Genomic DNA, 26207 nt, shown 5'->3' with positions numbered 1-26207 from the left:
TTACCGAGCCAGCACGTCGCCCAAGGGTTCCGACTTTCCGGCGTCACCGACGATGCGCACGTGATGACGGCGCAGTTTGCGTGGTTCGCTTACGCCGACGGAATGGGCAATGGTTTCAACATCGGAGATGATGCCCTCGGCATAACGCGCGACTTTCTTGTATTTGTCCTCAACAACCAGCCCCTTTTGGAACCTTGGATCATGGGTTGTGATCCCGGTCGGGCAGGTATTCTTGTTACATTTCAACGCCTGAATGCAGCCCAAAGAGAACATAAACCCACGCGCCGAGGTCACGAAATCAGCCCCTGCAGCCAGCGCCCAGGCGACGTCTCCGGGATTGACGAGCTTGCCACTCGCAATCAGGCGAATGCGGTCCTGAAACCCATAGGACTTGCGTAGATCGGCCAGCATGGGCAGAGCCTCTCGCACCGACATACCCACCAAATCCATAAGCGGCATTGGGGCCGCGCCCGTGCCACCCTCGCCGCCGTCAATCGTGATGAAATCAGGCACATCATCTGGGCGTGCGGCGAAAGCCTCAAACATCTCCTCCAACACGACCCGAGACCCCGCCACCGTCTTTATGCCAACCGGCAGGCCGCTGACCTCGCGCAGATGTGCGACGAAGTCCAACAGCGAGCTAAATGAGTCGACTTCGCGGTGACGATTGGGGGACAGGCTGGGCTGGCCTTCCGGGATACCCCGAATTTTCGCGATTTCAGAATTGACCTTAGCAGCAGGCAGGATGCCACCCTTGCCGGGCTTCGCCCCCTGCGCAAGTTTCAGCTCGATCATCTTTACCTGAGGCGCTGCGGCCACCTCTTTTAGGCGGTCCTCAGATAGGTTCCCCTCAGCATCGCGCACCCCGTATTTTGCGGTTCCGATCTGATAAACGATGTCGCAATTGCCCTCGAGGTGAAACGGAGACATGCCGCCTTCTCCGGTGTTCAGCCAGACACCCGCTTTGGCCGCGCCTTTGCTGAGCGCGGTTACGGCGGGCCGGGACAGGGCGCCATAGCTCATACCCGAAATGTTAAAGAACGACGGCGCTGCGTAGGGATGTCGCGCGGTCGGCCCAATCAACAGGGGTTCTGATTTGGCGAATTCATCGTCCAATGGCGGAAAGGGGGCATTGGCGAAGATCGGCGTACCTGGGACAGAAGTATTTCGTGTTGATCCAAAAGCGATGGAATTCGACTTGCCCGAACTCGCCCGTCCAATCCACTCGCGTTGCGCGCGGTTGAACGGCATTTCCTCGCGATCCATGGCAAAGAAATACTGGCGAAAGAACTCGCCCAGTTCGGAGAAGATATGGCGGAAACGGCCGATGACAGGATAGTTCCGCCGGATTGCGTCCTGTGTCTGAGAGCGGTCGATGATGAACAGGATCACCGCGACCAAGGCCAGCAGTCCCACGGCCCAGACAAACATAAGGCCGAGAAATTCCACGACATAAAAGGCGCGTTCCATGGACATCGCAACTCTCTCCAACTGACTAAACTGAGGTCACTGTGAGAGATGCCACCCCGACGGGCAAGTCACGATGGGCGCAAGCGCGCGAGCAATTTCGTGAGCTTTGTTGCAAAAACGGCGGACCGAAGCCCGCCGTTTCGAGTGTTAGTGCACGACCGCATCATCAGGACGAGGCGAGCCCGAAGATCCAACCCGGTCCCCGATCATCAAACCTTCGGGGCTTGCGGTCACAGGGATCGTCTCGCCGTCTTTCACGTCCCCCGCCAGCAGCATTTCCGCCAGTGGGTTCTGCAAAGCACGCTGGATCACGCGTTTCAGAGGCCGCGCGCCAAAGACCGGATCATAGCCCTCATCCGCCAACCATTTGCGCGCATCCTCATCCAGAGAGATCTCGATCTTGCGCGCCGCAAGCCGTTTTATCAGACGCGCGAGCTGAATGTCGACGATGCCGTCCATATCCGCGCGACCCAAGCGATCAAAGATGATGGTTTCATCCAACCGGTTCAGAAACTCGGGACGGAAATGGGCACGCACCGCGTCCATCACATCGCGCTTGGCCTGAGAGGCATCTGCACCATCGGGCAACTGGCTTAGTGCCTGCGCACCAAGGTTCGAGGTCAGGATGATCAGCGTCTGTTTGAAATCAACAGTCCGACCTTGCCCATCCGTCAGGACACCGTCATCGAGCACCTGCAGCAGCACATTGAAGACATCCGGATGCGCCTTTTCGACCTCGTCAAACAGCACCACCTGATAAGGCCTGCGCCGCACGGCTTCGGTCAACACGCCGCCTTCATCATAACCGACATAACCCGGAGGCGCGCCGATCAGGCGGGCGACCGCATGTTTCTCCATGAATTCAGACATGTCGATACGCACCATAGCGCTGTCGTCATCAAAGAGGAATTCCGCAACGGCTTTGGTCAGCTCGGTCTTGCCGACGCCGGTTGGGCCAAGGAAGAGGAAAGAGCCCAAGGGACGGTTTTCATCGTTCAGCCCAGCGCGCGCGCGACGCACAGCGTTTGAAACGGCGCGGACCGCGGGGCTCTGCCCGATGACGCGGCGGTGCAGATCATCTTCCATGCGCAAGAGCTTCTCACGCTCGCCTTCCAGCATCTTGGACGTCGGAATACCTGTCCAGCGTTCGACGACGGCCGCGATCTGCTCCGGGCGCACGGCCTCTTCGACGATCAAATCGTCCTCAGCCTCTTCGGCCTCCGACAATTGCTTTTCCAAGGCTGGGATCACGCCGTAAGACAGCTCTCCGGCCTTCGCCAGATTGCCGTCGCGCTTTGCAATTTCCAGATCTGCCCGCGCCTGGTCCAGTTGCTCTTTCAGATCCCGAGCCGAGGCCAGCTTGTCCCGACCTGCCTGCCATTTCGCAGTCAGCTCGGCTGAGCGATCCTGCAGATCGGCAAGATCCTTTTCCAATTTGCCCAATCGGTCCTTGGACGCAGCATCATCCTCGCGCCGCAAGGCCTCGGCCTCGATCTGCATTTGCAGGATCTGGCGGTCCAAAGCGTCAAGTTCCTCTGGTTTAGAGTCCACTTCCATCCGCAAACGGCTCGCAGCCTCATCCACCAGGTCAATGGCTTTATCTGGCAGGAACCGGTCGGTGATATAGCGATGGCTCAACGTTGACGCTGACACCAACGCGCTGTCAGAAATGCGCACCCCGTGATGCAGCTCGTATTTCTCTTTGATGCCGCGCAGGATCGAGATCGTGTCCTCAACTGTCGGTTCCTCAACTACCAAAGGCTGGAATCGCCGCGCCAATGCCGCGTCTTTTTCCACGTGTTTGCGGTACTCGTCCAAAGTCGTCGCGCCGACGCAATGCAGCTCTCCGCGCGCCAAGGCGGGCTTGATCAGGTTCGCCGCATCCATTGCGCCATCGGTTTTACCTGCGCCAACAAGCATGTGCATCTCGTCGATAAAGAGGATCACATCGCCAGCGGCCTCGGTGACTTCGGTCAGAACGGCCTTCAAGCGTTCCTCAAACTCACCGCGATATTTCGCACCGGCAATCAAAGCGCCCATATCCAGCGCCAAGAGCTGCTTGTTGCGCAGCGACTCAGGCACATCGCCATTGACGATCCGCAACGCGAGCCCCTCAGCAATCGCCGTCTTCCCCACGCCGGGCTCCCCAATCAGAACCGGATTGTTCTTTGTCCGACGACTGAGGATCTGCATCGACCGGCGGATTTCATCATCTCGGCCAATGATCGGGTCAATCTTGCCCTCGCGCGCACGTTCCGTCAGGTCCTGCGCGTATTTCTTGAGCGCGTCATAGCCCTCTTCGGCCGTCGCAGAATCCGCCGTGCGCCCTTTGCGAATATCATTAATCGCGCCATTCAGAGCCTGCGCATTCACCGCGCCCGCTTCCAAAGCCTCACGTGCCTTGGACTTCACCAAGGCCAAAGCCATTAGAATGCGCTCCACGGGAACAAAACTATCGCCAGCCTTCTTGGCGACCTTTTCGGCCTCATCCAGAACCCGCACCGAGGCATTGTCCATATAGGCCTGCCCCGCATCGCCCGAGACCCGCGCAATCTTGCCCACGGCCAGATCCACAGCCTCTACCACGCGGTTCGGCGCCCCGCCCGCGCGTTTGATCAGATTGGACGCAAGCCCCTGATCATCATCCATCAATGCTTTGAGCAAATGTTCGGGCATCAACCGTTGGTGGTTTTCCCGCATCGCAATGGTCTGCGCCGCCTGAATGAATCCGCGCGACCGCTCCGTGAACTTGTTCAAGTCCATGGCTCTCTCCTTCTCTAAAGCGCCCCAGGTCGGTCTGGCGCCCGCTTTGCGGCACGCCCCAGTCTTGGGCCTCTCTCTTAATTTGGCAATTGCCTGTTACAATTCAAGAATAAGCTGCCCCATAGTGGCATATTTTTCGCCGCTAGGGGTTTGTTAATGATGGCCTGCCATACCGATCTGGTAGGTACGGAGAATTTTATGAAAGTTGTTCGCGTGGATCTGCTGCAGCGAGAGATCACCCCATGCGGGCGCTGCATTGGCAAAGCGCGTATCTGCTTGTCGACGGGCGAGAACATCGTAGTGGATTGCACCTTTCCCTTCACGGGCGTTGGGGGATTGCATGGGCTCAATAGCCTGTTTGCGCGCGCCGCCATTGGTCAGCTGAAACGCCTGCCCGAATTCGCCGGAACCTCCTTAGAAATCGCCAAACACGCGATGCCTCGGGCGATGGAATGGGCCTGACAGGGTTGCCCCCACGCGCCGAGGCTCTTAGAGAGAGACAATTTTGTCCACACGCCAGATCTCGGAGACCTATCCATGTCAGATGACCGCCTCATCGTCGCCCTCGATGTCCCAAACGCCCTGCAAGGGTTGAAACTGGCCGAACAGATCGGCGACGCGGTGTCATTTTATAAAATCGGGCTGGGCATGCTGACGGGCGGTGGGCTTGCTCTCGCCAATGAGCTGAAGGCCGAGCACGGCAAGCGCATCTTTCTGGACATGAAGCTCTTTGACATCGGCGCGACCGTGGAAAACGCTGTCCGAGGTCTTGCGCAATTTGATCTGGATTTCCTGACGGTGCATGGCGACCCCTATGTGGTGAAGGCTGCCAAAGAGGGCGCTGCGGGCAAAGACCTTAAGATCCTCGCCGTCACCATTCTGACATCGCTGGATCGTCAGGATCTGGATGGGGCCTTGATCAAAGACGGAGAGATCCGCGACCTGGTTCAGGAACGCGCGGGCAAAGCCTTTGAGGCCGGCGCAGATGGTGTCATCGCCAGCCCGCAAGAGGCCGCTTTGATACGGGCATTGCCAGAGGCCAAGGGCAAGCTGATCGTGACACCCGGGGTGCGCCCAACCGGCGCGGCTCTGGGGGATCAGAAACGTGTCGCGACACCTGCAAATGCGATCAAAGACGGCGCGGACCACATCGTCGTGGGCCGCCCAGTCTGGCAGGCAGCTGACCCGAAAGGCGCATCGCAGGCAATCATTGACGAGCTCGCGGCGCTCTAAAGCCCCGCGATCCAATCCACCAGGCGCTGTTGAAACTGCGGCACGGCCATTTCATGAGACAAATACGCGTCGGGCGTCATCCGCCCGAGCGCTTTGCCTTCGTCCCGAAGCGAAATCGAAGCGGCACGTTCAACCGGTACGGATGCCACAAAGAACCAAACGTTTTTGCCGCGCGAATTGACGTACTGACGCGCCCAAAGCAGATCGCTAGGCTCCAACTCCAAGCCGCATTCTTCTTCCGCTTCACGCGCAGCACAGGCCCAAGGGCTCTCGTCCTCTTCGCGACCTCCGCCCAGAACATCCCAATGCCCCGGCCATGGGATCGTCGGAATGTCATCGCGCAGCAAACAAATGATCTCGCTGCCGACAAAAACTGCCACCTTGGCCCCGACAAAGCGGATGTGCGCGCCCGCCTCAAATGCTATGCTGGGGATCTCATCACCCGAGTGAACCATGCCTGCCCTCTGCCGCGATTGCCTCACTGACGTCTCTGATGCCCGACGCTGCCCAAACTGCGGCAGTATGCGGATCGTGCGCCATGAGGAACTCTATGATCTTAGCATCGCTCATATGGATTGTGATGCCTTCTACGCAAGTGTGGAAAAACGGGACAATCCGGATCTGGCGGACAAACCGGTCATCATCGGAGGCGGCAAACGCGGTGTTGTCTCCACTGCCTGCTATGTGGCGCGTATCCGAGGTGTCAGATCCGCCATGCCGATGTTCAAAGCGCTGGATCTTTGCCCGGACGCCGTGGTCGTGAAACCCCGCATGTCAGTTTACGCAGAGGTCAGCCGCCAAGTGCGCGCTCTTATGGACGAGCTCACGCCTGCCGTTGAGCCCCTGTCGCTGGATGAAGCCTTCATGGACCTCACCGGCACCGAGAAACTGCACGGAGCCCCGCCCGCCGTCATGCTCGCCCGCCTGGTGAAACGCATGAAAGACGAGCTGGGCATCACAGGGTCCATCGGTCTCAGCCACAACAAGTTCCTCGCTAAGGTCGCATCTGACCTCGATAAACCCCAGGGCTTCGCCATCATCGGCGCGGCTGAAACAGCGGATTTTCTGCATGACAAACCCGTTCGGTTGATTTGGGGCGTCGGCCCAGCGGCCCAAGCAGGATTGGAAAGCGCCGGGATCCATACGTTCTCAGACCTACTGCGCTGGGATCAACGCGAACTCACCGACCGCTTCGGCTCTATGGGCTTTCGCCTCTGGCACCTCGTGCGCGGCGAAGACAGGCGCAAAATCACCGCGCGCGCGCCGGTGAAAAGCATCAGCAAAGAGACCACTTTCTTTGAAGACACCGCCGATCTGGATATCCTCGACGGTCACCTGTGGCGGTTGGCCGAGCAGGTTGCAGACCGCGCGAAAGCAAAATCCAAAGCGGGCCGCGTTGTGACCCTCAAACTCAAGCGCAAAGACTTCACCCTGATCAGCCGTCGTCAAAGCCTGCGTGACGCGACGCAAATGACCGACACGATCTACACGACAGCCCGCGCCCTCTTTGACACCTGCGCACACAAAGGCCCATTCCGGCTCATTGGCGTCGGCATCTCAGATATCGTCGAGGATTCCGCTGCCGACCTAAGCGCCGATCTCCTCGACCCAAAGGCCGCGCAACGCCGCGAAGCCGAACGCGCAACCGACAAGATCCGCGCGCGATTTGGCAACGACGCAATCCTCAAAGGTCGCGCGATGCGCTAGGCCTTTCTCTTGCCGAAAATATCCCGGGGTGAGCGACGCATGTCGCGAGGGACAAAGCCCCTATTCTGCCGCCAATTGCTGCGCAGGCCGCCCGATAGAAACCACATCAGAAATGACCTGGGAAAGACGCTCCCGCACCTCATCAAACCCGCCGTGTGGCTCGATCAGCTGTTCATCCATATAGATCGACCGATCAATTTCGATCTGAATGGCATGTTGATTGCGTCCCAAGCGCCCATAGTGCTGGGTCACATAAGCGCCGGCAAACGGGGCATTGCGAGCCACGACAAAGCCAGCCGCAGCAAAAGCCGCCTCAACCTGCTCTACGATCTCGCCACTTGCCGAGGTGCCAAAGCGATCCCCAAGCACGATCTCTGGCCGCGTTCCGCTCTTGTCGCGCAATGTGTCCAAGGCCTCTCGCGGCATGGAGTGGCAATCCAACAAGATCGCCTGATCGAAATTCGCAAGCGCATCATTCAGCAAAGATTGCAACGTCTTATGATACGGACGCCAATAGGTCTCTAAGCGGCTTTCCGCTTCATCCAGCCCGATTTTGCCGCGATAGATCGCACGTCCATTAGACACCACCCGTGGAATCACACCGAGTCCGGAGGCCACACGCGGATTGTTCCCAATGCCGCGCACTCCGGTGATCAAGGCAGGATCAAGCTCGTCCGCACTGCGATTGAAATCGACGAAGGCACGGGGCACGCCCGCGCGCAACAGAGGTGCTCCAAACATAGGTGCAGCGGCAAAAAGCCTGTCTACAAAGGCGTCTTCCGAACTTCGGATCACATGCGCGTTCAAAATCGAGCGTCGCAGGAGCGCATCAGGATAGTCGCACCCGCTATGGGGCGACGCGAACACCACAGATGAGGTGCAAGGATCTGGGCGATCCAGTATAAAGGCCTGACTGCTCATGGACTCTCCTGTTCCATGTATAAGATAGCGCGAAAAAGATATTTTTCGAAAGCCCTTGATCCCCCCTGCGACTCCTTTTATAGACGCCTCCACCAGCGCGGACTTCCGCGCTCCTTTTTCTTGAGGAGCAGGGATTTGCAAAGGTTTCATGGGCGATTAGCTCAGCGGTAGAGCACTTCGTTGACATCGAAGGGGTCACTAGTTCGATCCTAGTATCGCCCACCATGAATTCATCGCTTGGATCAAGGTCCAGGTAGCCCGCTAACCAGGCGCATGTCGCGCCGCGAAATGAGGAGAAGGCCATGAAGGTCAAGAACTCGCTCCGCTCGCTCAAGCAGCGTCACCGCGACTGCCGTGTTGTGCGCCGTAAGGGCCGCGTTTATGTGATCAACAAAACGCAACGCCGGTTCAAAGCACGTCAGGGCTAAGCCCAAGGCGGACTTGCTTCGTAAAAAAAAGCCGCTCTTTTGGGCGGCTTTTTTGATTCTTGGATTTCGGTTTCCGCTAGGCCTTCCCAGCCTGTGCAACGATCGGGCGATTGTTCTTCATATGCCGCGCCATCAATTTATTCGTCCGTTTGCGAGACGGAATCGGGCGGGCGGGCATCGTATAGACTTCGCCGCCACCGACATGTGGGAACAGGGAAATAAGCTCTTTTACAGCCTCCGCCCCGAGGGATTTCATAATGCCTGGCCCGATCAAAAGGCTTTCCGTTTCGGCCCCTTCGGCGAGAATGATCTCATGATCATCAAAGACCAGATGGAAATAACCCACATCGGTCAATGAGCTGTCCACAAAGACCCCCGGAACCTCCAACAGCTTGGCCGCTGCAACCAAAACCTCGGCCTGCCCGAACATGCGCTGCGCGATGGCTGACTTGATCACCATGCGATGCTGCCGAGACACCAAAAGATCCCGCGTCGGCATACCGCCACCAAGGGCTCCTGCGACAATGCGGATGGGGCGCAAATGCGGGCTTCGCTCTTGTCGTTTTTGCGAAACAGTGGTCGACATCACCCCGCGCAAAATCAGAACACGCCCGTCGGCGGCGTAAATCTTGTCGCCCTCTTCCAAATCTTGAACAGCGCGCGGTCCGTTCGGCGTCGCAACCCGTGTTCCTGCAACCAGACACGCAGGACCCAGCAGATCTACATCCAGAGACCCCGAGCCTGTGACGTAGGTTGTGGACACGAGTGACGACTCTTTAAGCACAGTGCCGTCCGTCGGCGTGAACACTTCGCGCCCGTCCGCCAGATACAGTGTCGTACCCGTGACCGTCGTTTGGCCGCCGCCCGGCAGGCGCACTGTGATTGTATCGCCCGGATAAGCTCGGATCACATCGCTGCCATCGATGCTATCGCCGCCCTCACGTCCGATATCGCCATCATCATCGGCATCGATCATGTCAAACGTATAGACATGCAGCGTGTTCCCCGCTGGAGGCGGAGAAAACGCGTCAATCAGCCAGAACTGATCGGTATAGGACGCTGGCATAGCTGCTCTCTTGCTCAACCGGCCCAGATTTACGGGCTCTTTGTCTAATTGGAACAGCAAATACCACGCCCAGACGGAAAAATCGAGGCGTGGCAGCAAGTTACAACCAAAGGGAGAACCTATCCTCCGAGCAATAACCTTACCATTGTGGGCTGGTCGATATAGCCAGTCACGTTCAACCCACGTGCCTTTTGAAAGCGCCGGATTGCGCGGCGGGTTGAAGCATCGAACTCTCCGTCCACCGTCCCAGGATCCAATCCCAATCCAGAGAGTCTCCCTTCGATCAGCAGGCGGGTGGCCGAATTGCGCGCTACGGCGTTTTCGGTCGCGCCAAATTGCGCACGCAGCTGTTCCGAACGGGCTTCTTCTTCCAGCTCTGCAATCCGAGTTTTCGCAGTCTCTGCAAAGGCCCCGTCGGGGTAGTCAGCCAGGAAATCCTCGTAGGCGGCAATGCTATTGTCGGCCTCAGCGCGATCCCAAGCGGCGCGCTCACGGCCGCTCAACTCGGCGCGGCGTTCGGCTTCAAAATCCGCAATACCGTCGCGGGCGATATCGGCGAAGATTCCGTCAGGATAGCGATCCAGATACAAGCGGTAGTCTTCTTCCAGACCGGTGATGCCGGTTGCGTTCCAATAGGCGCGGTCCCTTGCTTCCTCGACCAATCGACGACGACGCGCTTCTTCTTCAAGCTCGGCTGCGCGACGGGCGGCGACTTCGGTCAGCAATGACAGTTGGTCACGATCCAAAAAGCCGTGCGGCTCTAGGCGATTGTCTTCTTGCCAGGCTACGATGGCGCGGCGCGTTGCGGGGCCAAAAACGCCATCGATCCCGCGCGGATCATAGCCAAGCAACGCCAGAGACCGTTGAATTTCTTGACGTTTAGACCGGTTCAGCCGCAGATCCGTTTCTGCCTGTTTGATAGCAGCCTCGCGGTCTTGCTCAGTCCCGATGATCGCCTGCGCGGCTTGTTCCGCAAACAAGCCGTTGGGATAGCGATTGAGATAGGCATCATAGGCCTCAGGCGTTCCGATGTCGCGTACGGCACTCCAATAGGCCAGCTCACCGATATCCTCCGGCGTCTCGTTTTCGGCCACCGTAAAGGCCGTTGTGCTGGAAATATACCCGTCGACCGTAGCGCCAGATGAGGCCAGTTCTGCTGTCGTCGATCCAGGCCTTAAAAGCGCATTGATCGCCCGCTGCACCTGACGAGATGTTCCCGACACAGAGGTCACGCCCTGCGGTAAGTTCAGCGCACCAAGGCCGTTTTCAAGGTCAACCAACCCGTCCAGTGGGCGCGGGCTGGGAATGGTCGCCAAAACTGCGCTGCCGGCAGAGGATCCAAGCGCACGGTCTAACAGATAGAATGGCAGAGCCTTGCTCCCCAGATCATACCGATCCGGCGTACGCCCGCCTTGCGACATGATCCACGTGCGCGCGTCATCATGGACGATATGCCCCCGCAACAGGATAATCGTACGCCCCGGTTCGCCTTGTGTCGCAGCCTCTAGTGCAAAGACGGCCGCGCGCATCCGTGACAGGGTCGGGTTGTCAAGCCGGTCGACCTCAAAGCCTTCGGAAATTAGGCGCGACCGGATCGCATTGATCCGCCCGTCACTCGGCAGATCGGTCAGATGTTTGTAATTGCTCAGATCCACGATCAAAGCGCGATCTTTGGCACTGGCAGCAGAGGCCAGCAACGCGGTAACCATCGCGGCAACGGCCGCCCACTTCATACGCATAAATAGAACTCCTTACATGCGTTTGCATGCATCCCCAGACACAGTCTGCGCCAGAATCGGGCGTTTGGGAAGGTTCTTACGAAGTCAGCTCAGGGGGAAAATCGCGGATCAACTGTCGTAGCTGCGTTGGTCTTCGATCACCAGACCATCGTTTGGCAGGCTGCCCGGGGCCACCAATTCGACCTTGCCGCGCAGTTTCAAAACGCTGGCGATACTGTCCTCATAGGCACCTGCATCTTGCGCCTCGGTCTCTATCTGAACAGTCATGACGTCTTTCTCGTCAGCGCGGCTCGCGATGACGCGGGCACGGCGGACGTCTTCGTGTTTGGCGACCAAAGCGGCCACCTGTTCGGGGCGCACGAACATGCCTTTGATCTTGGTGGTTTGATCCGCACGACCCATCCAGCCTTTGATGCGCATATTGGTACGGCCACAGGGGCTTTGGCCCTCGAGAACAGCGGACATATCGCCGGTAGCAAACCGAATGAGCGGATAGTCTGGGTTCAATGTGGTTACGACGACCTCGCCGACTTCACCCGGAGCCACTGGATTGCCGGTGCCCGGAGTGACGATTTCCACGATCACGCCTTCGTCGACAATCATACCCTCCATCGCGTCGGACTCGTAGGCGATATTGCCAAGATCCGCCGTGGCGTAACACTGCAGGCAGGTAATGCCTCGATCCGCATACTCCTGACGCAGGCTTGGGAAAAGCGCTCCGCCGCCGACAGCGGCTTTCGTGATCCCAAGCGACACGCCCAATTCAGCAGCCTTGTCCAGAATGACCTTCAGGTAATCCGGAGTCCCCGCATAGGCCGTCACGCCCATCGCTGCGGCGGCTGAGACCTGAAGTTCAGTCTGACCCGTTCCAGCCGGCAGAACCGTCGCCCCAACAGCCCGTGCTCCGTTTTCAAAGATCATACCGGCGGGCGTGAGGTGATAGCCGAAACAGTTCTGCACAACATCCTGCTCGGTCACGCCACAGGCATGCAAAAACCGGCCCATCCGCCACCAATCGCGTGTCATTCCGCCGGGTTCATAGATCGGGCCCGGAGACTGAAAGATATGCGCGAATTCGGCCACAGGAATGGCGTTGAACCCACCCAACGGCGGCTTCTCGGTCTGCGCCTGTACCAGATCCGACTTGCGCAGGATCGGCAGCTTGGCCAGCGCCTTCGCATCCGTCACATTCGCCGGATTTACCTCTGCAAACCGCGCCGCATAGCCCGACAAAACCTTAGCCCGCGCAATCTGTTGCGGCAGCGCCATGGCCAAATCATTGGCGCGCTCGTCGGCGGTTCGGGTCTCTAGGGCATCGAAGTAGCGGCTCATGGTGTCTCCTGTCGCTCGTGGGTTGGGGTGAAACGCGGGCTTAGCTCAGCCAGCGTTTGCGGCGACGATACGAGCGCACATCGCGGAAGGACTTGCGGCCTTCGTCCGACATGCCGAGGTAGAATTCTTTAACGTCCGGGTTCTCGCGCAGTTCGGCAGCAGGGCCGTCCATCACGACGCGGCCGGATTCCAGAATGTAGCCGTAATGCGCAAACCTCAGCGCCACATTGGTGTTCTGTTCGGCCAAGAGGAAGGTCACGCCTTCGTTTTCATTGACCGATTTCACGATCTCAAAGATCTGCTCCACCAGCTGCGGGGCAAGGCCCATGGAGGGCTCGTCCAAGAGGATCGTCTCGGGCCGACTCATCAAAGCGCGGCCCAGCGCGAGCATCTGCTGCTCGCCGCCCGAGGTATAGCCCGCTTGGCTCTTACGGCGCTCTTTGAGACGCGGAAAATAGGTATAAACCATCTCAAGATCCTGCTGGATCTCGGCCCCAGAGGCACTGCGTGTATAGGCGCCGGTCATGAGGTTTTCTTCGACGGTGAGGTGTTCAAAACAGTGACGGCCTTCCATCACCTGAATGACGCCGCGTTTGACCAAGGCCGCCGGGTCCAGATCCTGAATACGGTCGCCGCGATAGGTGATCTGACCTTTCGTGACCTCTCCGCGCTCGGAATGCAGCAGATTAGAGACCGCCTTCAGCGTCGTCGTCTTGCCCGCACCATTGCCGCCCAGCAATGCGGTGATACCGCCCTTGGGCACGCTCAGGCTTACGCCCTTCAGCACGAGGATCACGTGGTTGTAGATCACTTCGATGTTGTTGACCTCTAGCAGGGTCTCATCTTGTGGGGCCGCATCCAGCATGAGTTTGAATTCCTTGTAAGTTTGGATGCCCCGGCCCACATAGCAGGCCGGAGCAATGTCACTTAGCTGCAGTTAGACGCGATGTTGTTCTCAGCCGCGTAGGCCGCGCTGTCTGCTTCGACCAGTGCGCCGATCACTTCGCCGTCTGTTGCCGCGAAGTCAGAGATCAGGGACCAGGTTTTGGACCCAGCATCCCACTGCGCAACGCCCACAAAGCCTTCGCCGCCGTGGTTCTCACAGGAGACGTCGAAGGATGGACCAAAGTTTGGCATGCCCAAGGACGCCATCTTCTCTTCGGTAATGGACAGAGCTTCCATACCGTCGCGCATCATGCCTGGAGTGATGTCTGCCACGCCGTGGATGCCCTGCGCGGTCTTGATCGCCTCGGCTGCAAGCATCGCAGCATAGAGGCCACGGTTGTAAAGCACGTTGCCAACTTGATCGCCTGCACCTGCGGCTTTGCCTGCATCAACGACGTATTTGTTGATGTCGTCAAAGACCGGGAAGTCACGACCCACGTTGTGGAAAGCCAGCGCCTTATAGCCGTTGGACTTGTCGCCCGCTGGCAGCACGTCATGCTCTGCACCAGACCACCAGATGCCGATGAAGTTCTCCATTGGGAAACGGATGTTCGCCGCTTCTTGGATCGCCACCTGGTTCATCACGCCCCAGCCCCACATCAGGACAAAGTCAGGACGGTCACGGCGGATCTGCAGCCACTGGGACTTCTGTTCCTGACCTGGGTGATCCACTGGCAGCAGGCTCAGCTCGTAGCCATGCTTGGCAGACAGTTCTTCCAGAGTACGGATCGGCTCTTTGCCGTAGGCAGAGTTGTGATAGACCAGCGCGATTTTCTTGCCGGACAGGTCACCGCCGTTTTCTGCGAGCAGATAGTTGATCGCGCCGGACGCCCCGTTCCAGTAGTTGCCAGGGTAGTTGAAAGTATGGCTGAACACGTCGCCGTTCGCGGCAGAGGTCCGACCATAGCCCATGGTGTGCATCGGAATGTCATCCGCGGTGGTCTTTGGGATCAGCTGATAAGTGATACCGGTGGACAGCGGTTGATAGACCAGCGCGCCTTCGCCTTTGGTGGACTCATAGCACTCAACGCCTTTTTCGGTGTTGTAGCCGGTCTCGCATTCGATCACGCGCACAGGCACGCCGCCGATGCCACCGTCACGCTCGTTGAGCAGGGTGAAGTAATCTTCATAGCCATCCGCGAACGGGATGCCGCCCGCTGCATAAGGGCCGGTCCGGTAGCTGAGCGACGGGATCACAAGATCCGCCAGAACCGGGCTTGCCGCCATCACGGCGCCGACTGCCAATGTTGCTAGTTTCTTCATAGGGTGTCTCCTCCCATTGGTTGACCCATGATTAGGTGGCGGGTTGGCCCGCCTTGTCAGCTTGGCCCCTCTTAGTGAGGGAAGGGCCAGAGCCGTAGTTTCTCCTTGGCAACGCGCCAGAGTTGCGCGAGGCCATGGGGTTCCGCGATCAAGAAGATCACAATCAGTGCTCCGATGATCAGGAATTCGAGATGTGCTGCGAGGTCGGTTGGCCAGCCCAGGCCGCCCACCAGCACGTTTTTCAAAAGGACGGGCAGCAGGACAAGGAAAGCCGCACCGGCAAAACTGCCAAAGATGGATCCCAGGCCGCCGATGATAATCATAAAGAGGACAAGGAAGCTTTTGTTGATGCCAAAGACTTCGCCGACCTCAACCGCGCCCAGATAGACCGAGAAGAACAGCGCGCCCGATACCCCGACAAAGAAGCCCGAGATCGCAAAGGCCGAGATCTTGGCTTTCAGCGGGTTCACCCCGATGATTTCGGCGGCAATATCCATGTCGCGGATTGCCATCCAGGTCCGGCCAATTGTGCCGCGCGTCAGATTGCGGGCAATCAGGGCTAGCACGGTTAGGAACACGAGGCAGAAGAGGTATTTCGCCCAAGCGTCCGCATTTGGACCGGTGATGGTGATGTCAAAAAGGCTGCGTTCTGGCGAGTTGATCTGACCAGAGGCCGAGTAATTGTAGAACCACGGCACGCGGTTAAAGAGCCACACAAGGAAGAACTGTGCCGCCAGCGTTGCCACCGCGAGGTAGAAGCCCTTGATCCGCAGGGATGGCAAGCCAAAGAGGACACAGACGAAGGCCGTAATCCCGCCCGAGATGATGATGTGGAAGAACAGGTTGATTTCGGGAAATCCGGTCATCAGCTTGTAGCACGCGTAAGCGCCCACAGCCATGAACCCGCCGGTCCCGAGGCTGACCTGCCCGCAATAGCCTACGAGGATGTTCAGCCCAAGTGCCGCAATCGCATAGATCAGGAACGGCAGAAAGATCGCGTTGACCCAATAGTCGTTGATCAGGAAAGGAATGACCGCAAAGGCTGCGAACATCACCGCGTAGTACCGATAGCGATCAAACTTGATCGGAAAGGTCTGGTTGTCGTCTTTATAGGTGGTTTTGAAGTCACCGGCTTCGCGATAGAACATGCTCAGACCCTCTCGATGATTTTTTCGCCAAAGAGGCCTTGTGGCCTAAAGACGAGGAACAAAAGCGCCAGTACATAGGCGAACCAGTTCTCTGTTGCGCCGCCCACCAGTGGGCCGACGAGGAATTCAAACATCTTTTCACCGACGCCGATGATCAGACCACCCACGATGGCTCCGGGGATCGAAGTAAAGCCGCCGAGCATCAGAACTGGAAGGGCTTTGAGAGCAATCAGTGACAGCGAAAACTGCACTCCCGATTTGGTGCCCCACATGATGCCTGCGACCAGCGCGACGAACCCTGCGAGCGTCCAGACCATGACCCAGATGAAGTTGAGCGAGATGCCCACGGACAGCGCGGCTTGGTGATCATCCGCCACAGCGCGCATTGCACGCCCCTGTTTGGTGTATTGCGCAAAGATGATTAGCGAGATCACGAGGAGCGCTGCAATCACCGTCGCCACAAGATCGAGGTTGTCGATAAAGAAGCCATAGCCGAACCAGCCATAGGTGGTCTCATCAATCAACAGGTTGATGCCTTGGGGCAGACCCACATCGAGTTTCTTAATGTCAGAGCCCCACATCAAGTCGCCAAATCCTTCGAGGAAATAGGCAAGACCAATGGTCGCCATGAAAAGGATGATCGGTTCCTGACCCACGAGATGGCGGAAGATGAACTTTTGCACGCACCAGGCAAAAGCTGCCATGACGGCGACGGTGAAAGCGATGCCAAACACCGCGGGCAAATGCCAGCCAAAATGATGGATATGGGTGCCAAAGATCGCATTGATCAGGTGGCTAAAGGGCACTCGGCCTTCCATGATGCCCACCAAAGTCATCGCGGCGAAAAGCGCCATAACACCCTGAGCGTAGTTAAAGATGCCCGAGGCTTTGTAGATCAAGACAAAGCCCAGCGCGACAAGAGCATAAAGCACCCCGGCCATAAGGCCATTGAGGAAGACTTCCATGCCAAAGATAAAGGTATCAGACATAAGCGCCTCCCTTTGAGGTCAAGTGTTCGAATTCTTTGAAAGAATTCGGCGCGGAGTTTTTGAAAAACTCCGTTTGGCAGCGGGTGAGATCAGTCATGTGATACCCCCAGATAAGCGTCGATCACCGCCTGATTGCTGCGCACTTCATCGGGCGTGCCGTCACCGATCTTTTTGCCATAATCCATCACGACCACGCGGTCGCTCAGGTCCATCACAACGCCCATGTCGTGTTCGATCAGCGCAATCGTCGTACCAAATTCATCGTTCACATCGAGGATAAAGCGGCTCATGTCCTCTTTTTCTTCGACGTTCATCCCCGCCATTGGCTCATCCAGCAGCAGGATAGAAGGCTCAGCCGCCAAAGCACGCGCAAGTTCTACGCGTTTCTTCAGACCATAGGGCAAGCGGCCAACAGGCGTTTTGCGGATGGATTGAATCTCGAGGAAGTCGATGATCTTTTCGACGACTTCGCGGTTCGCGACCTCTTCGGCCTCAGCCTTGCCCTTCCAGATTGCCTGCGCAAAAAGCCCCGCCTTCATGTGGTTCAAACGACCTGTCATGATGTTGTCGAGAACGGTCATGCCCTCAAACAACGCAATGTTCTGGAATGTCCGCGCTATGCCCTGTTGCGCCACCTGATAAGGTTTCATCGGCGGGCGCAGCGCACCTTTATAATAAACGTCACCTTCCTGCGGGTTATAAAAGCCCGAGATCACGTTCAGCATCGAGGACTTCCCCGCCCCGTTCGGCCCGATAATCGCGCGGATTTCGCCCTCACGAATATCAAAGGAAATATCCTTGATCGCCACCACGCCGCCAAAGCGCAGAGTGATGTTTTTCATCTCCATCACCACGCCGCCAATGGTGCGGCCGTCCTCGGTGACGTAGCTGTCGGAATTGTCTAGCATCTCTGTCTTTCCTTATTCCGCAGCCACTTTTTGCGCCGCCGTGGGCACCACAGCCGCATCGCGCAATTGCAAGGTCGCGCTGATGGACCCCTTGCGGCCGTCCTCATAGGTCACTTCCGTTGTGGTCGAGACCTCGGAACTGCCGTCATAGAGCGCGGTGACCAGGTCGTTGAACTTATCCGCCACGATCACACGGCGCACCTTGCGGGTGCGGGTCATTTCGCCGTCGTCGGCGTCGAGTTCTTTATGCAGCACGAGGAAACGGTGGATCTGACAACCAGAGAGCATCGGGTCTTCGGCAACAGATTTATTCACGGTTTCAACATGTTGCTGGATCGTATCCAGAACCCGCGGATGACCCGCCAATTCCTGATATGAGGCATAGGCGATGTTGTTACGCTCGGCCCAGTTGCCGACCGCCGTCAGGTCGATGTTGATGAAGGCTACACAGCGGTCCTTGCCGTTTCCAAACAAAACAGCTTCCAGAATGTCTGGGTAGAACTTCAGTTTGTTCTCGACATATTTCGGGGCAAACATTGCACCATCGGCCATCTGACCCACGTCTTTCGCACGGTCGATGATCCGCAAATGCCCCGTCTTTTCTTCAAAGAAACCAGCGTCACCCGTCGCGACCCAGCCCTCACCGTCTTTGGTCGAGGCCGTGGAGTCTGCGTTCTTGTAGTACTCCACAAAGACACCCGGCGAGCGGTAGAAGATCTCGCCCTTATCGTCGATCTTGATCTCAACATCGGGTGCAGGCACGCCGACCGTGTCTGCGCGGACCTCGCCATCGGGCTGTAGAGTGATGAACACCGAGGCCTCGGTCTGGCCATAAAGCTGTTTCAGGTTAATGCCCAAGGAGCGGTAGAATTCGAAAATCTCCGGTCCAATCGCCTCCCCCGCCGTATAGCCGACACGGACGCGGCCAAAGCCCAGCGTGTCCTTCAAGGGGCCATACACCAGCGCGTTGCCGATGGCGTATTGCAGCCGGTCCATCGCGCCGACGGGCTCTCCATCCAGAATTTTGCCACCAACCTTCTTAGCGTGCTCCATATAGCGTTTGAACAGCCAGCGCTTGAACCGCCCAGCGTCCTCCATACGGATCATGACGTTGGTCAACTGGTTCTCAAACACACGTGGCGGGGCAAAGTAATAGGTGGGCCCGATCTCGCGCAGATCGGTCATCATCGTGTCGGCACTTTCCGGGCAGTTCGTGCAGAACCCGCTCCAATAGGCCTGACCGATCGAGAAGATAAAGTCGCCAACCCAAGCCATCGGCAGATAGGCGAGAATTTCCTCGTCCGGGCCGAGTTTATCGAACTCGCAGGCGTTTTTCGCGCTCTCAATGATATTGCGATTGCTCAGCACCACGCCCTTAGGCTTGCCGGTGGTGCCCGAGGTATAGAGCATCACGCAGGTGCTGTCGTAGGTCAGCTTTTCGCTGCGCGCTTTCAACTCGGCGGCATGTTTCGCTTTCGCAGCGCGGCCTTGTTCTTGCAGCTTGCTGAACTGATGCAGCTTACTGTGGTCGTATTTTCGCATGCCGCGTGGATCCAGGTAGACCATCTGATCAAAGTCGCTCAGTTGGTCCTGAACATCGATGACTTTGTCGACCTGCTCTTGATCCTCGGCCACGACATATTTCGCGCCGCAATGGCCCAGGACATAGGCCATCTCTTCGGCAGCGGAGTCCTGATAGACCGGAACCGGCACGGCCCCAACTGATTGAGCCGCCACCATGGTCCAATAGAAATATGGGCGATTGCGTCCGATGATCGCGATGAAATCGCCCTCGGACACGCCCATCTCGAGAAACCCAAGCGCAAGCGCTTCGATCTCGTCAGCGGTTTCCGCCCAGGTCCAGCTTTGCCAGATCCCGAATTCTTTTTCACGATAGGCCGGTTTGTCGCCGAATTGCGCGACATTACGGTTCAAGAGCGCCGGGACCGAAGCCAATCCCTGCGTCGCTTGCGACAGCTGTGTCAAATTTTTTCCTCCCTGAGCCTGCTTGCGCAGGTCCACCGCCCTGAAAGCGATTCCTCACATCCATTAGGCGATAGAGAAAACTAAACCGTCAACTTTTTCCTGAACATTTCTCAATCCTTACGAATTGTAACAGCCGACATTATTCCCTTTTCGACCCAGCCGTCCCGGTGCTAGCCCTAGGGAAGGAGACGGACCATGACACCTCGATCAGGACTATCGCAAACCGTTATTCAAGCCATGACAATGGCTGGTCTGAACCTGATCAAACAGGCTCTGTCCATCTATGACAGCGAGCTGCGACTTGTGGTGGCCAACGAGCGGTTTCGCGAGATGTTCGAGATCCCGGATCACCTGATGCGCCCCGGCGCGAGCTTTGAGGAAACCATTCGGGTTATCGCGACACGCGGTGAATATGGCGACGTGGAGGACATCGAAACGCTCGTGAAAGAGCGCGTCGAGCGCGCGCTTGCCTTTGAGCCGCATTACATGGAACGCGAGCGCGAAGACGGGCGCTGGATCAGCGTCGAGGGCTCTCCTCTGCCCGATGGCGGATGGGTGGCCGTCTATACTGACATCACGAACGTGAAGCGGCAGGAAGAGTTGTTGCGCGGCAGATCCGAGGAACTCTCGGAGACATTGCTCAAATACTCCGAAGATCTGGCCAGCGCGAACCGCAAGCTTGAAAGCACGGTCATTGCTTTGGAAGAGGCCAAACGGTTGGTTTCCGATTCTGAGGCCCGCATGCGTCTCACCACCGAAATGATGCCCGCCCATATTGCACACGTGGGCCCTGACTATCGCTATACCTATTCAAACAGGCGACTGTCGTCAGTCATGCCCGGTCGGCCGCGCAATATTGTAGGCACGTTGATCAATGAGACGCTCGGCGAATCCGCATACGCGCGCCTTGAGCCGCATCTCGAGACGGCTTTCGGCGGGGACCCGTCGGTCTTTGAATTCACCGATCAAGACAGCCAACGTCGCATCCGCGTCGCCCTGACCCCTGACGGAGAAGCGGCCGAGCGGCGGGGCGTTTACATCCTGTCGATGGATATCACCCAAGAAGCCCAGACACGCGCCGCTCTGCAACAAACACGTCGCCGCGAATTGGCGGCGCAGATGACCAGCGGTTTGGCGCATGATTTCTCAAATCTGCTGACCATCATTCTCGGCACGCAGAGCAAGCTTGAAAAAATGGACCTTGATGGGGCGGCCAGCGAGCTTGTGGACACGACTTTGACGGCGGCACGGCGCGGAGGCACCTTGCTCAACCAACTTGCGGATATGACCGGTCAACGCGCCCCGAAACTCGCGCGCCATCAGATCCGCGATCTTTTGCTGAACCTGCAAAGCTTGGCGAAACCTGCGCTCGATGGTCAGGTCAGCCTGATGGTTAAGAACTATGTGCCCAACCGCGCGCTTTTGCTGGATGCGGGCGTGATACAAGACAGCCTTTTGAATCTCATTCTAAACTCGCGCGACGCGCTGAATGGCGTTGGGCAAATCACTCTGACCGTCGATGTTGTGCAGGACATCTGGCTCAGGCTCGAAGTGCGCGACGACGGACCCGGGTTCAGCGAAGAGGCCTTAGCCAAAGGGCTAGATCCATTCTTCACCACCAAAGGCTCGGAGGGCTCAGGCCTTGGCCTTCCGATGGTCTATGATATGGCCAAACTCATGGGTGGCGATGTCCGCCTATCCAACACCGGCGAAGGCGCCGCCGTCTCGATCCGCCTGCCATTGCGGTGGGCGCGCGGGGCGGAGGCTCCAGGGCTTGTGCTCTTGGTCGAGGACAACCCAGATCTGCGCGGCGCGATCCGGGAGATGTTGACCGAACAGGGCCACACGGTGATCGAAACCGCCATCGTCGAAGAGGCCTTGGCCTTGTTGGAAAACGTCCCTGACATCTCGCTGGTCTTGTCCGATATCAAACTTGAAGGCGTGGCGACCGGCGTGGATTTGGCACGTAACGTCAATGGATCGTTGCCCTTGTTCTTGATGACCAGCCTGCCCGAAGATGATCCTCTCTACGTGCGCGCTGCTGCCTTAGCTCCCGTGCTGCGCAAACCTTTCGTCGCCAAGGATCTGGCCAACTTCTTGAATGCCGAGGACTCAGAATGAGCGCCCCATTGATTACAATTCTCGATGATGAAGCCGGCGTGCGTCAGGTCCTTTCGGACGCTTTGGAAGAGGCCGGTTTTCAAACTATGGGCTTTGGCCGTGCAACCGAGTTTGAAGCCGCCTTGCGGCGGGTGACGCCTGATGTTTGCCTCGTTGATCTGAGCCTGCCTGACAAGGACGGACTGACGCTCGTGCATCGGCTGGCGTTGGAACTGGGGGCTGCTGTCATTATCATTTCTGGCCGCGCGCAGGTTCAGGATCGGGTTACCGGATTAGAGCTGGGGGCCGATGACTATATCACCAAGCCTTTCGACCCTGCCGAAGTGGTGGCCCGCGTGCGAGCCCGCCTGCGCAAAGACCGCGCACAACCGCTCAACAGCTCGAACACAGCGAAATTTAACGGCTGGACCGCGCATTTTGATCGCTATGTGCTAGAAGATCAGCTAGGGGAAGAAACCACCTTTAGTCACGCAGAAGGCGAGGTGTTGCGGTTGTTTCTGGACAGCCCCAAACGTTTGATCAACCGCGCGCAGATGCAGGAAACCTTGGGCGGCGCTGCGGGCGAAAGCTTTGATCGGGCGATGGATGTGCGGATCAGCCGACTGCGGACGAAACTGCAAGAAGATCCGAAAAATCCGCGACTTATCAAGACGATCTACGGAGCCGGCTATATCTTTCTGGGCGATGTGTCTTGGGTTTGACCGTTGGAACCACGCAATATAAGCGGTAGGGAATACCTTCCACCCACAATATATAGACAACTCGCCCTAAACGGGATATGTTTGAGGCAGGAGTTTCAGATACCATCTCTTCCTGGGTATCACTTCAGGGTTTTGCAGCGTTTCATCGGTGACCTGACTGAGAAGCGCGCGTGCAATTCACATCACACTCCCACTCCCCCGTGTGCGGGTCAGACGCCACGGGGGCTCTTTTTGGAAAACCCGCCCTTGTCGAAGCGCACCACAATCAGCAGTGAAGATGTCTATATTTAGGCGACAACCCTATCATCACAACTATTTGTTGATTCGCACGTAAACACATGCCATAAACAACCTATGGCAGAGTGCTTCCTGTATAGACACCTCCCCTCAAGCCCGCCGCGTTTCTATCGCGTCGAGATCGCTTATGATCTTTTTGATGATGTTGCCGTGATCTGCGAATGGGGTGTCGTCGGTGGGCTAAAACACAGGACATCCCAAAGCTTTGCCAACCTTCGCGAAGCCTCTCAACTGGCCGACGGGCTTCGCGAAGACGCGGTTCAGCGGGGGTATCAGGAAGACGCTCTTAGCTGGCAAATGTAGTTGACTCCCGCCAGAGGGGATGCCTCCGGCGGGAGTATTTTCGGCAAGATGAAACCGGTTATTCCGCGGCGATTTGCTGGTCGATTTTCTCGACTTTGACGGCGGCGAATTTGAACTCTGGGATTTTGCCATAGGGGTCGATGGCCGGGTTGGTGAGCACGTTGGCGGCGGCTTCGACATAGGCGAAGGGCACAAAGACCATGTCCTCGGCAATTGCCCGATCCGCACGCGCCATGATCTCGATGGAGCCGCGACGGGTCGAAAGGCGCAGCATCTCGCCCGGCTGGATGCCCAGACGGCGCAGCGTCTTGGGGTGCAGCGAGCAGTTTGCTTCAGGCTCTACGTGATCGAGCACCAGAGAGCGGCGGGTCATCGACCCTGTGTGCCAATGTTCGAGCTGACGGCCCGTGGTCATGATCATCGGGAAGTCCGCATCTGGCGCTTCATCCGGTGGGATCACAGCGGCAGGGGTGAACCGCGCGCGGCCGTCTTCGCGGGGGAAGCCATCGCCAAAGACAATCGCCTGACCGGGATCTTCCGGGGAGAGCGATGGGTAGGTGACGGTTTCAGTTTCCAGACGCTCCCAGGTGATATTGTCCAAGGATTTCATATTGAGCTTCATCTCGGCAAAGACTTCAGAGACGTCTTTGTACTCCCACGGCAGACCAATGCGCTGGCCGAGCTCAACTGTGATGGCCCAATCCTCACGCGCCTCACCCGGAGGCGTCACCGCAGGGCGCACCCGCTGGACTTGGCGGTTGGTGTTGGAGACCGTGCCGTTCTTCTCATAGAGGGCAGAAGCCGGCAGGATGATGTCGGCGTAGTTCGCGGTTTCCGTCAGGAAGATATCCTGCACGATCATCAGATCGAGCTTCGCGAAAGCGTCGCGTGCGTGTTCGACATCAGGGTCTGACATCGCGGGGTTCTCACCCTGGATATACATGCCTTTGATGTTGCCCGCGTAGACCTGATCGACGATCTCGGTCACGGTGAGGCCTTTTTCATTGCTGAAGTCTCCGCCGCCCCAGACATCGGTGAAGCTGCGCCGCACATCGTCGCTGGTCACCGTCTGGTAGTCCGGCAGGAACATCGGGATCAGGCCCGCGTCAGAGGCGCCTTGTACGTTGTTCTGGCCGCGCAGCGGGTGCAGACCTGCGCCGGGTTTGCCAACGTTGCCGGTCATCAGCGCGAGGCTAATGAGGCAGCGGGAATTGTCCGTGCCGTGGATGTGCTGGCTGACGCCCATACCCCAAAAGATGATACCTGCTTTGGCCTTCGCGAAGGTGCGCGCCACGCGGCGGATTTGCTCGGGATCAATGCCCGAGATCTTTTCCATCGCCTCAGGCGTAAAGTCCTTGAGGTGGGCTTTCTCGGCGTCCCAGTTCTCGGTCCAACGGTGGATGTATTGGCTGTCATAAAGCTCTTCTTCGACGATCACATTCATGATCGAATTGAGCATCGCCACATCGGCCCCCGGGCGGAATTGCAGCATCTCGTCGGCAAAGCGGCGCAGGCCGACGCCGCGCGGATCCATCACGATGAGCTTGCCACCGCGCTTGGTGAACTGTTTGAAGTAGGTCGCTGCCACCGGGTGGTTCTCAATCGGGTTCGCACCGATGACGATGGCCACATCCGAGTTCTTGACCTCGTTGAAGGTCGCGGTGACGGCGCCAGAGCCGACGTTCTCGATCAAGGCCGCCACTGAAGACGCGTGACAAAGCCGCGTGCAGTGATCGACGTTGTTGTGTTTGAATCCCTGGCGGATGAACTTCTGGAAGAGATACGCCTCTTCGTTGGTGCATTTGGCCGAGCCAAAACCTGCGACGGACTTAGGATCCTCATCGCGCAGCTTGATCAGGCCCTTGGCGGCCAGATCCATCGCCTCTTCCCACGTGGCTTCGCGGAAATGGGTCGACAGATCGCCGGGGTCTACGTTCAAGCCCTTGGCGGGCGCATCGTCACGGCGGATCAGCGGCACGGTCAGGCGGTGTTTATGGTGGATATAGTCAAAGCCAAAGCGGCCCTTCACGCAAAGGCGGCCTTCGTTGGCAGGGCCGTTGATGCCCTCGACGTATTTGACCTTATTGTCTTTGACCTTGAGGCTGACCTTACAGCCAACGCCACAAAACGGGCAGACGGACTCAGTTTCCGTGTCAAAATCCTTGCGGTCGCCGACTTGGTTCTCATCGACCACCGTGGCTGGCATCAGAGCCCCCGTCGGGCAGGCCTGAACACATTCGCCGCAGGCCACACAGGTTGAGTCCCCCATCGGGTCAGCGATGTCAAAGGTCGGATAAGCGTCGTGGCCACGTCCAGCCATGCCGATCACGTCATTCACCTGAACTTCGCGACAAGCACGCACGCAGAGGCCGCAGGAGATACAGGCATCAAGGTTCACGCTCATCGCGACATGGCTGTCGTCCAAAAGCGGAATGCGGCCCTCTTCAAGCTTCGGGAAACGGGACTCAGAGACGCCATTGAGATCCGCCATATCCCAGAGGTGGCTGGATTTATCATGGCTCTCTTCGCGCTCGGGCTGATCGGCGACCAGCATCTCAACAACCATCTTGCGCGCGCTTTCCGCCCGCGCGGTGTTGGTGTGAACAACCATGCCCTCAGAGGGTTCACGAATACAAGACGCCGCCAGAACACGCTCGCCTTCGATCTCGACCATACAAGCCCGGCAATTGCCGTCGGGACGGTACCCAGGCTGCGGCTTGTGACACAGATGCGGGATCACCAGACCGCGACCATGCGCGATCTCCCAGATCGTAAGGCCCTTGTCAGCCTCAACTTCCTGGCCATCCAATGTGAAACGTATACGATCGGACATGCTGGGTCTCCTTAGATTCCACGACACAGTAGCCCAAAATCCGCACCTGCCTAG

At 57.9% G+C, this 26207-nt stretch carries 21 protein-coding genes and 1 tRNA gene; 8 read left to right on the top strand and 14 right to left on the bottom strand.

Annotated elements, in window-relative coordinates; all coding sequences use genetic code 11:
- Together HZ995_RS07840 and clpB are read right to left on the bottom strand one after the other, a co-directional pair.
- Positions 1–1470: an FMN-binding glutamate synthase family protein gene (locus tag HZ995_RS07840; RefSeq protein ID WP_209358206.1), complete on the bottom strand. Its 1470-nt coding sequence runs from the start codon at positions 1468–1470 to the stop codon at positions 1–3.
- A gap of 147 nt (positions 1471–1617) precedes the next feature.
- Positions 1618–4233, bottom strand: coding sequence for an ATP-dependent chaperone ClpB (gene clpB, locus HZ995_RS07835; RefSeq protein ID WP_209358098.1), 2616 nt, complete (start codon positions 4231–4233; stop codon positions 1618–1620).
- A 198-nt stretch (positions 4234–4431) separates the two neighbouring features.
- Here clpB and HZ995_RS07830 point away from each other — a divergent pair, with 198 nt between their 5' ends.
- Both HZ995_RS07830 and pyrF read left to right on the top strand, forming a co-directional pair.
- Complete coding sequence (locus HZ995_RS07830) at positions 4432–4695, top strand: hypothetical protein (RefSeq protein WP_209358097.1); 264 nt, start codon at positions 4432–4434, stop codon at positions 4693–4695.
- A 75-nt stretch (positions 4696–4770) separates the two neighbouring features.
- Positions 4771–5466 carry an orotidine-5'-phosphate decarboxylase gene (gene pyrF / locus HZ995_RS07825; RefSeq protein WP_209358096.1) on the top strand — a complete coding sequence of 232 codons (696 nt, stop codon included), beginning with the start codon at positions 4771–4773 and terminating at the stop codon, positions 5464–5466.
- On the opposite strand, the gene HZ995_RS07820 is transcribed toward pyrF, so the two are convergent.
- Positions 5463–5921, bottom strand: coding sequence for an NUDIX domain-containing protein (locus tag HZ995_RS07820; protein WP_209358095.1), 459 nt, complete (start codon positions 5919–5921; stop codon positions 5463–5465). The two genes, pyrF and HZ995_RS07820, sit on opposite strands and share 4 nt — an antisense overlap.
- Between HZ995_RS07820 and HZ995_RS07815 the strand changes: the two genes are divergently transcribed.
- Positions 5920–7173 (top strand): DNA polymerase IV, encoded by a 1254-nt coding sequence (locus HZ995_RS07815; RefSeq protein WP_209358094.1) that lies wholly within the window; start codon positions 5920–5922, stop codon positions 7171–7173. The genes HZ995_RS07820 and HZ995_RS07815 overlap by 2 nt on opposite strands.
- Positions 7174–7233: 60 nt before the next feature.
- Here the strand turns inward: HZ995_RS07815 and HZ995_RS07810 are convergent, their stop codons facing one another.
- Positions 7234–8094, bottom strand: coding sequence for an N-formylglutamate amidohydrolase (locus tag HZ995_RS07810; RefSeq protein ID WP_209358093.1), 861 nt, complete (start codon positions 8092–8094; stop codon positions 7234–7236).
- A 150-nt stretch (positions 8095–8244) separates the two neighbouring features.
- Between HZ995_RS07810 and HZ995_RS07805 the strand changes: the two genes are divergently transcribed.
- Both HZ995_RS07805 and ykgO read left to right on the top strand, forming a co-directional pair.
- Positions 8245–8319, top strand: a tRNA-Val gene (locus HZ995_RS07805).
- A gap of 77 nt (positions 8320–8396) precedes the next feature.
- Positions 8397–8522, top strand: coding sequence for a type B 50S ribosomal protein L36 (ykgO, locus tag HZ995_RS07800; protein ID WP_012177066.1), 126 nt, complete (start codon positions 8397–8399; stop codon positions 8520–8522).
- A gap of 76 nt (positions 8523–8598) precedes the next feature.
- On the opposite strand, the gene HZ995_RS07795 is transcribed toward ykgO, so the two are convergent.
- The 9 genes from HZ995_RS07795 to HZ995_RS07755 form a co-directional block, all read right to left on the bottom strand.
- A complete protein-coding gene (locus tag HZ995_RS07795) occupies positions 8599–9588 on the bottom strand; it encodes a Hint domain-containing protein (RefSeq protein WP_209358092.1) in 990 nt (329 codons plus the stop codon).
- A gap of 119 nt (positions 9589–9707) precedes the next feature.
- On the bottom strand, positions 9708–11327 hold the full coding sequence (locus tag HZ995_RS07790) for a peptidoglycan-binding domain-containing protein (RefSeq protein WP_209358091.1): 1620 nt from the start codon (positions 11325–11327) through the stop codon (positions 9708–9710).
- 108 nt (positions 11328–11435) lie between these two features.
- Positions 11436–12659, bottom strand: a complete 1224-nt coding sequence (locus HZ995_RS07785) for a phenylacetate--CoA ligase family protein (RefSeq protein ID WP_209358090.1) — start codon at positions 12657–12659, stop codon at positions 11436–11438.
- Between the two features lie 40 nt (positions 12660–12699).
- Positions 12700–13524 carry an ABC transporter ATP-binding protein gene (locus tag HZ995_RS07780; RefSeq protein WP_209358089.1) on the bottom strand — a complete coding sequence of 275 codons (825 nt, stop codon included), beginning with the start codon at positions 13522–13524 and terminating at the stop codon, positions 12700–12702.
- Between the two features lie 62 nt (positions 13525–13586).
- Complete coding sequence (locus tag HZ995_RS07775) at positions 13587–14867, bottom strand: ABC transporter substrate-binding protein (protein WP_209358088.1); 1281 nt, start codon at positions 14865–14867, stop codon at positions 13587–13589.
- A gap of 71 nt (positions 14868–14938) precedes the next feature.
- Positions 14939–16015, bottom strand: a complete 1077-nt coding sequence (locus tag HZ995_RS07770) for a branched-chain amino acid ABC transporter permease (RefSeq protein ID WP_209358087.1) — start codon at positions 16013–16015, stop codon at positions 14939–14941.
- A gap of 2 nt (positions 16016–16017) precedes the next feature.
- Positions 16018–17004 (bottom strand): branched-chain amino acid ABC transporter permease, encoded by a 987-nt coding sequence (locus tag HZ995_RS07765; protein ID WP_209358086.1) that lies wholly within the window; start codon positions 17002–17004, stop codon positions 16018–16020.
- Between the two features lie 89 nt (positions 17005–17093).
- Positions 17094–17912 (bottom strand): ABC transporter ATP-binding protein, encoded by an 819-nt coding sequence (locus HZ995_RS07760; RefSeq protein WP_209358085.1) that lies wholly within the window; start codon positions 17910–17912, stop codon positions 17094–17096.
- A gap of 12 nt (positions 17913–17924) precedes the next feature.
- Positions 17925–19898 (bottom strand): AMP-binding protein, encoded by a 1974-nt coding sequence (locus HZ995_RS07755; protein ID WP_245168786.1) that lies wholly within the window; start codon positions 19896–19898, stop codon positions 17925–17927.
- Positions 19899–20093: 195 nt separating this feature from the next.
- Between HZ995_RS07755 and HZ995_RS07750 the strand changes: the two genes are divergently transcribed.
- From HZ995_RS07750 to HZ995_RS07740, 3 genes are all read left to right on the top strand, one after another.
- Positions 20094–22019 carry a hybrid sensor histidine kinase/response regulator gene (locus tag HZ995_RS07750; protein WP_245168785.1) on the top strand — a complete coding sequence of 642 codons (1926 nt, stop codon included), beginning with the start codon at positions 20094–20096 and terminating at the stop codon, positions 22017–22019.
- Positions 22016–22720 (top strand): response regulator transcription factor, encoded by a 705-nt coding sequence (locus HZ995_RS07745; protein WP_209358084.1) that lies wholly within the window; start codon positions 22016–22018, stop codon positions 22718–22720. Before HZ995_RS07750 ends, HZ995_RS07745 begins: the two co-directional genes overlap by 4 nt.
- Before the next feature lie 354 nt (positions 22721–23074).
- On the top strand, positions 23075–23320 hold the full coding sequence (locus tag HZ995_RS07740; protein ID WP_209358083.1) for a WGR domain-containing protein: 246 nt from the start codon (positions 23075–23077) through the stop codon (positions 23318–23320).
- Positions 23321–23378: 58 nt separating this feature from the next.
- Here HZ995_RS07740 and fdhF read toward each other — a convergent pair whose 3' ends face one another.
- Complete coding sequence (gene fdhF, locus HZ995_RS07735) at positions 23379–26153, bottom strand: formate dehydrogenase subunit alpha (RefSeq protein ID WP_209358082.1); 2775 nt, start codon at positions 26151–26153, stop codon at positions 23379–23381.
- Between the last annotated feature and the right edge of the window lie 54 nt (positions 26154–26207).

It is taken from the genome of Cognatishimia activa (assembly GCF_017798205.1).
Classification (GTDB): Bacteria; Pseudomonadota; Alphaproteobacteria; order Rhodobacterales; family Rhodobacteraceae; genus Cognatishimia; species Cognatishimia activa_A.
This window is presented reverse-complemented; position numbering and strand designations above follow the sequence as displayed.

Coding starts and splice junctions, on each gene's coding strand:
- HZ995_RS07785 (WP_209358090.1), bottom strand. CDS start 12,659: ATGAGCCGCTACTTCGATGCCCTAGAGACCCGAACCGCCGACGAGCGC.
- HZ995_RS07810 (WP_209358093.1), bottom strand. CDS start 8,094: ATGAGCAGTCAGGCCTTTATACTGGATCGCCCAGATCCTTGCACCTCA.
- HZ995_RS07830 (WP_209358097.1), top strand. CDS start 4,432: ATGAAAGTTGTTCGCGTGGATCTGCTGCAGCGAGAGATCACCCCATGC.
- HZ995_RS07815 (WP_209358094.1), top strand. CDS start 5,920: ATGCCTGCCCTCTGCCGCGATTGCCTCACTGACGTCTCTGATGCCCGA.
- HZ995_RS07770 (WP_209358087.1), bottom strand. CDS start 16,015: ATGTTCTATCGCGAAGCCGGTGACTTCAAAACCACCTATAAAGACGAC.
- HZ995_RS07790 (WP_209358091.1), bottom strand. CDS start 11,327: ATGCGTATGAAGTGGGCGGCCGTTGCCGCGATGGTTACCGCGTTGCTG.
- clpB (WP_209358098.1), bottom strand. CDS start 4,233: ATGGACTTGAACAAGTTCACGGAGCGGTCGCGCGGATTCATTCAGGCG.
- HZ995_RS07780 (WP_209358089.1), bottom strand. CDS start 13,524: ATGCTGGATGCGGCCCCACAAGATGAGACCCTGCTAGAGGTCAACAAC.
- HZ995_RS07820 (WP_209358095.1), bottom strand. CDS start 5,921: ATGGTTCACTCGGGTGATGAGATCCCCAGCATAGCATTTGAGGCGGGC.
- ykgO (WP_012177066.1), top strand. CDS start 8,397: ATGAAGGTCAAGAACTCGCTCCGCTCGCTCAAGCAGCGTCACCGCGAC.
- HZ995_RS07745 (WP_209358084.1), top strand. CDS start 22,016: ATGAGCGCCCCATTGATTACAATTCTCGATGATGAAGCCGGCGTGCGT.
- HZ995_RS07775 (WP_209358088.1), bottom strand. CDS start 14,867: ATGAAGAAACTAGCAACATTGGCAGTCGGCGCCGTGATGGCGGCAAGC.
- HZ995_RS07740 (WP_209358083.1), top strand. CDS start 23,075: ATGGCAGAGTGCTTCCTGTATAGACACCTCCCCTCAAGCCCGCCGCGT.
- HZ995_RS07750 (WP_245168785.1), top strand. CDS start 20,094: ATGACACCTCGATCAGGACTATCGCAAACCGTTATTCAAGCCATGACA.
- fdhF (WP_209358082.1), bottom strand. CDS start 26,153: ATGTCCGATCGTATACGTTTCACATTGGATGGCCAGGAAGTTGAGGCT.
- HZ995_RS07840 (WP_209358206.1), bottom strand. CDS start 1,470: ATGGAACGCGCCTTTTATGTCGTGGAATTTCTCGGCCTTATGTTTGTC.
- HZ995_RS07795 (WP_209358092.1), bottom strand. CDS start 9,588: ATGCCAGCGTCCTATACCGATCAGTTCTGGCTGATTGACGCGTTTTCT.
- HZ995_RS07765 (WP_209358086.1), bottom strand. CDS start 17,004: ATGTCTGATACCTTTATCTTTGGCATGGAAGTCTTCCTCAATGGCCTT.
- HZ995_RS07760 (WP_209358085.1), bottom strand. CDS start 17,912: ATGCTAGACAATTCCGACAGCTACGTCACCGAGGACGGCCGCACCATT.
- pyrF (WP_209358096.1), top strand. CDS start 4,771: ATGTCAGATGACCGCCTCATCGTCGCCCTCGATGTCCCAAACGCCCTG.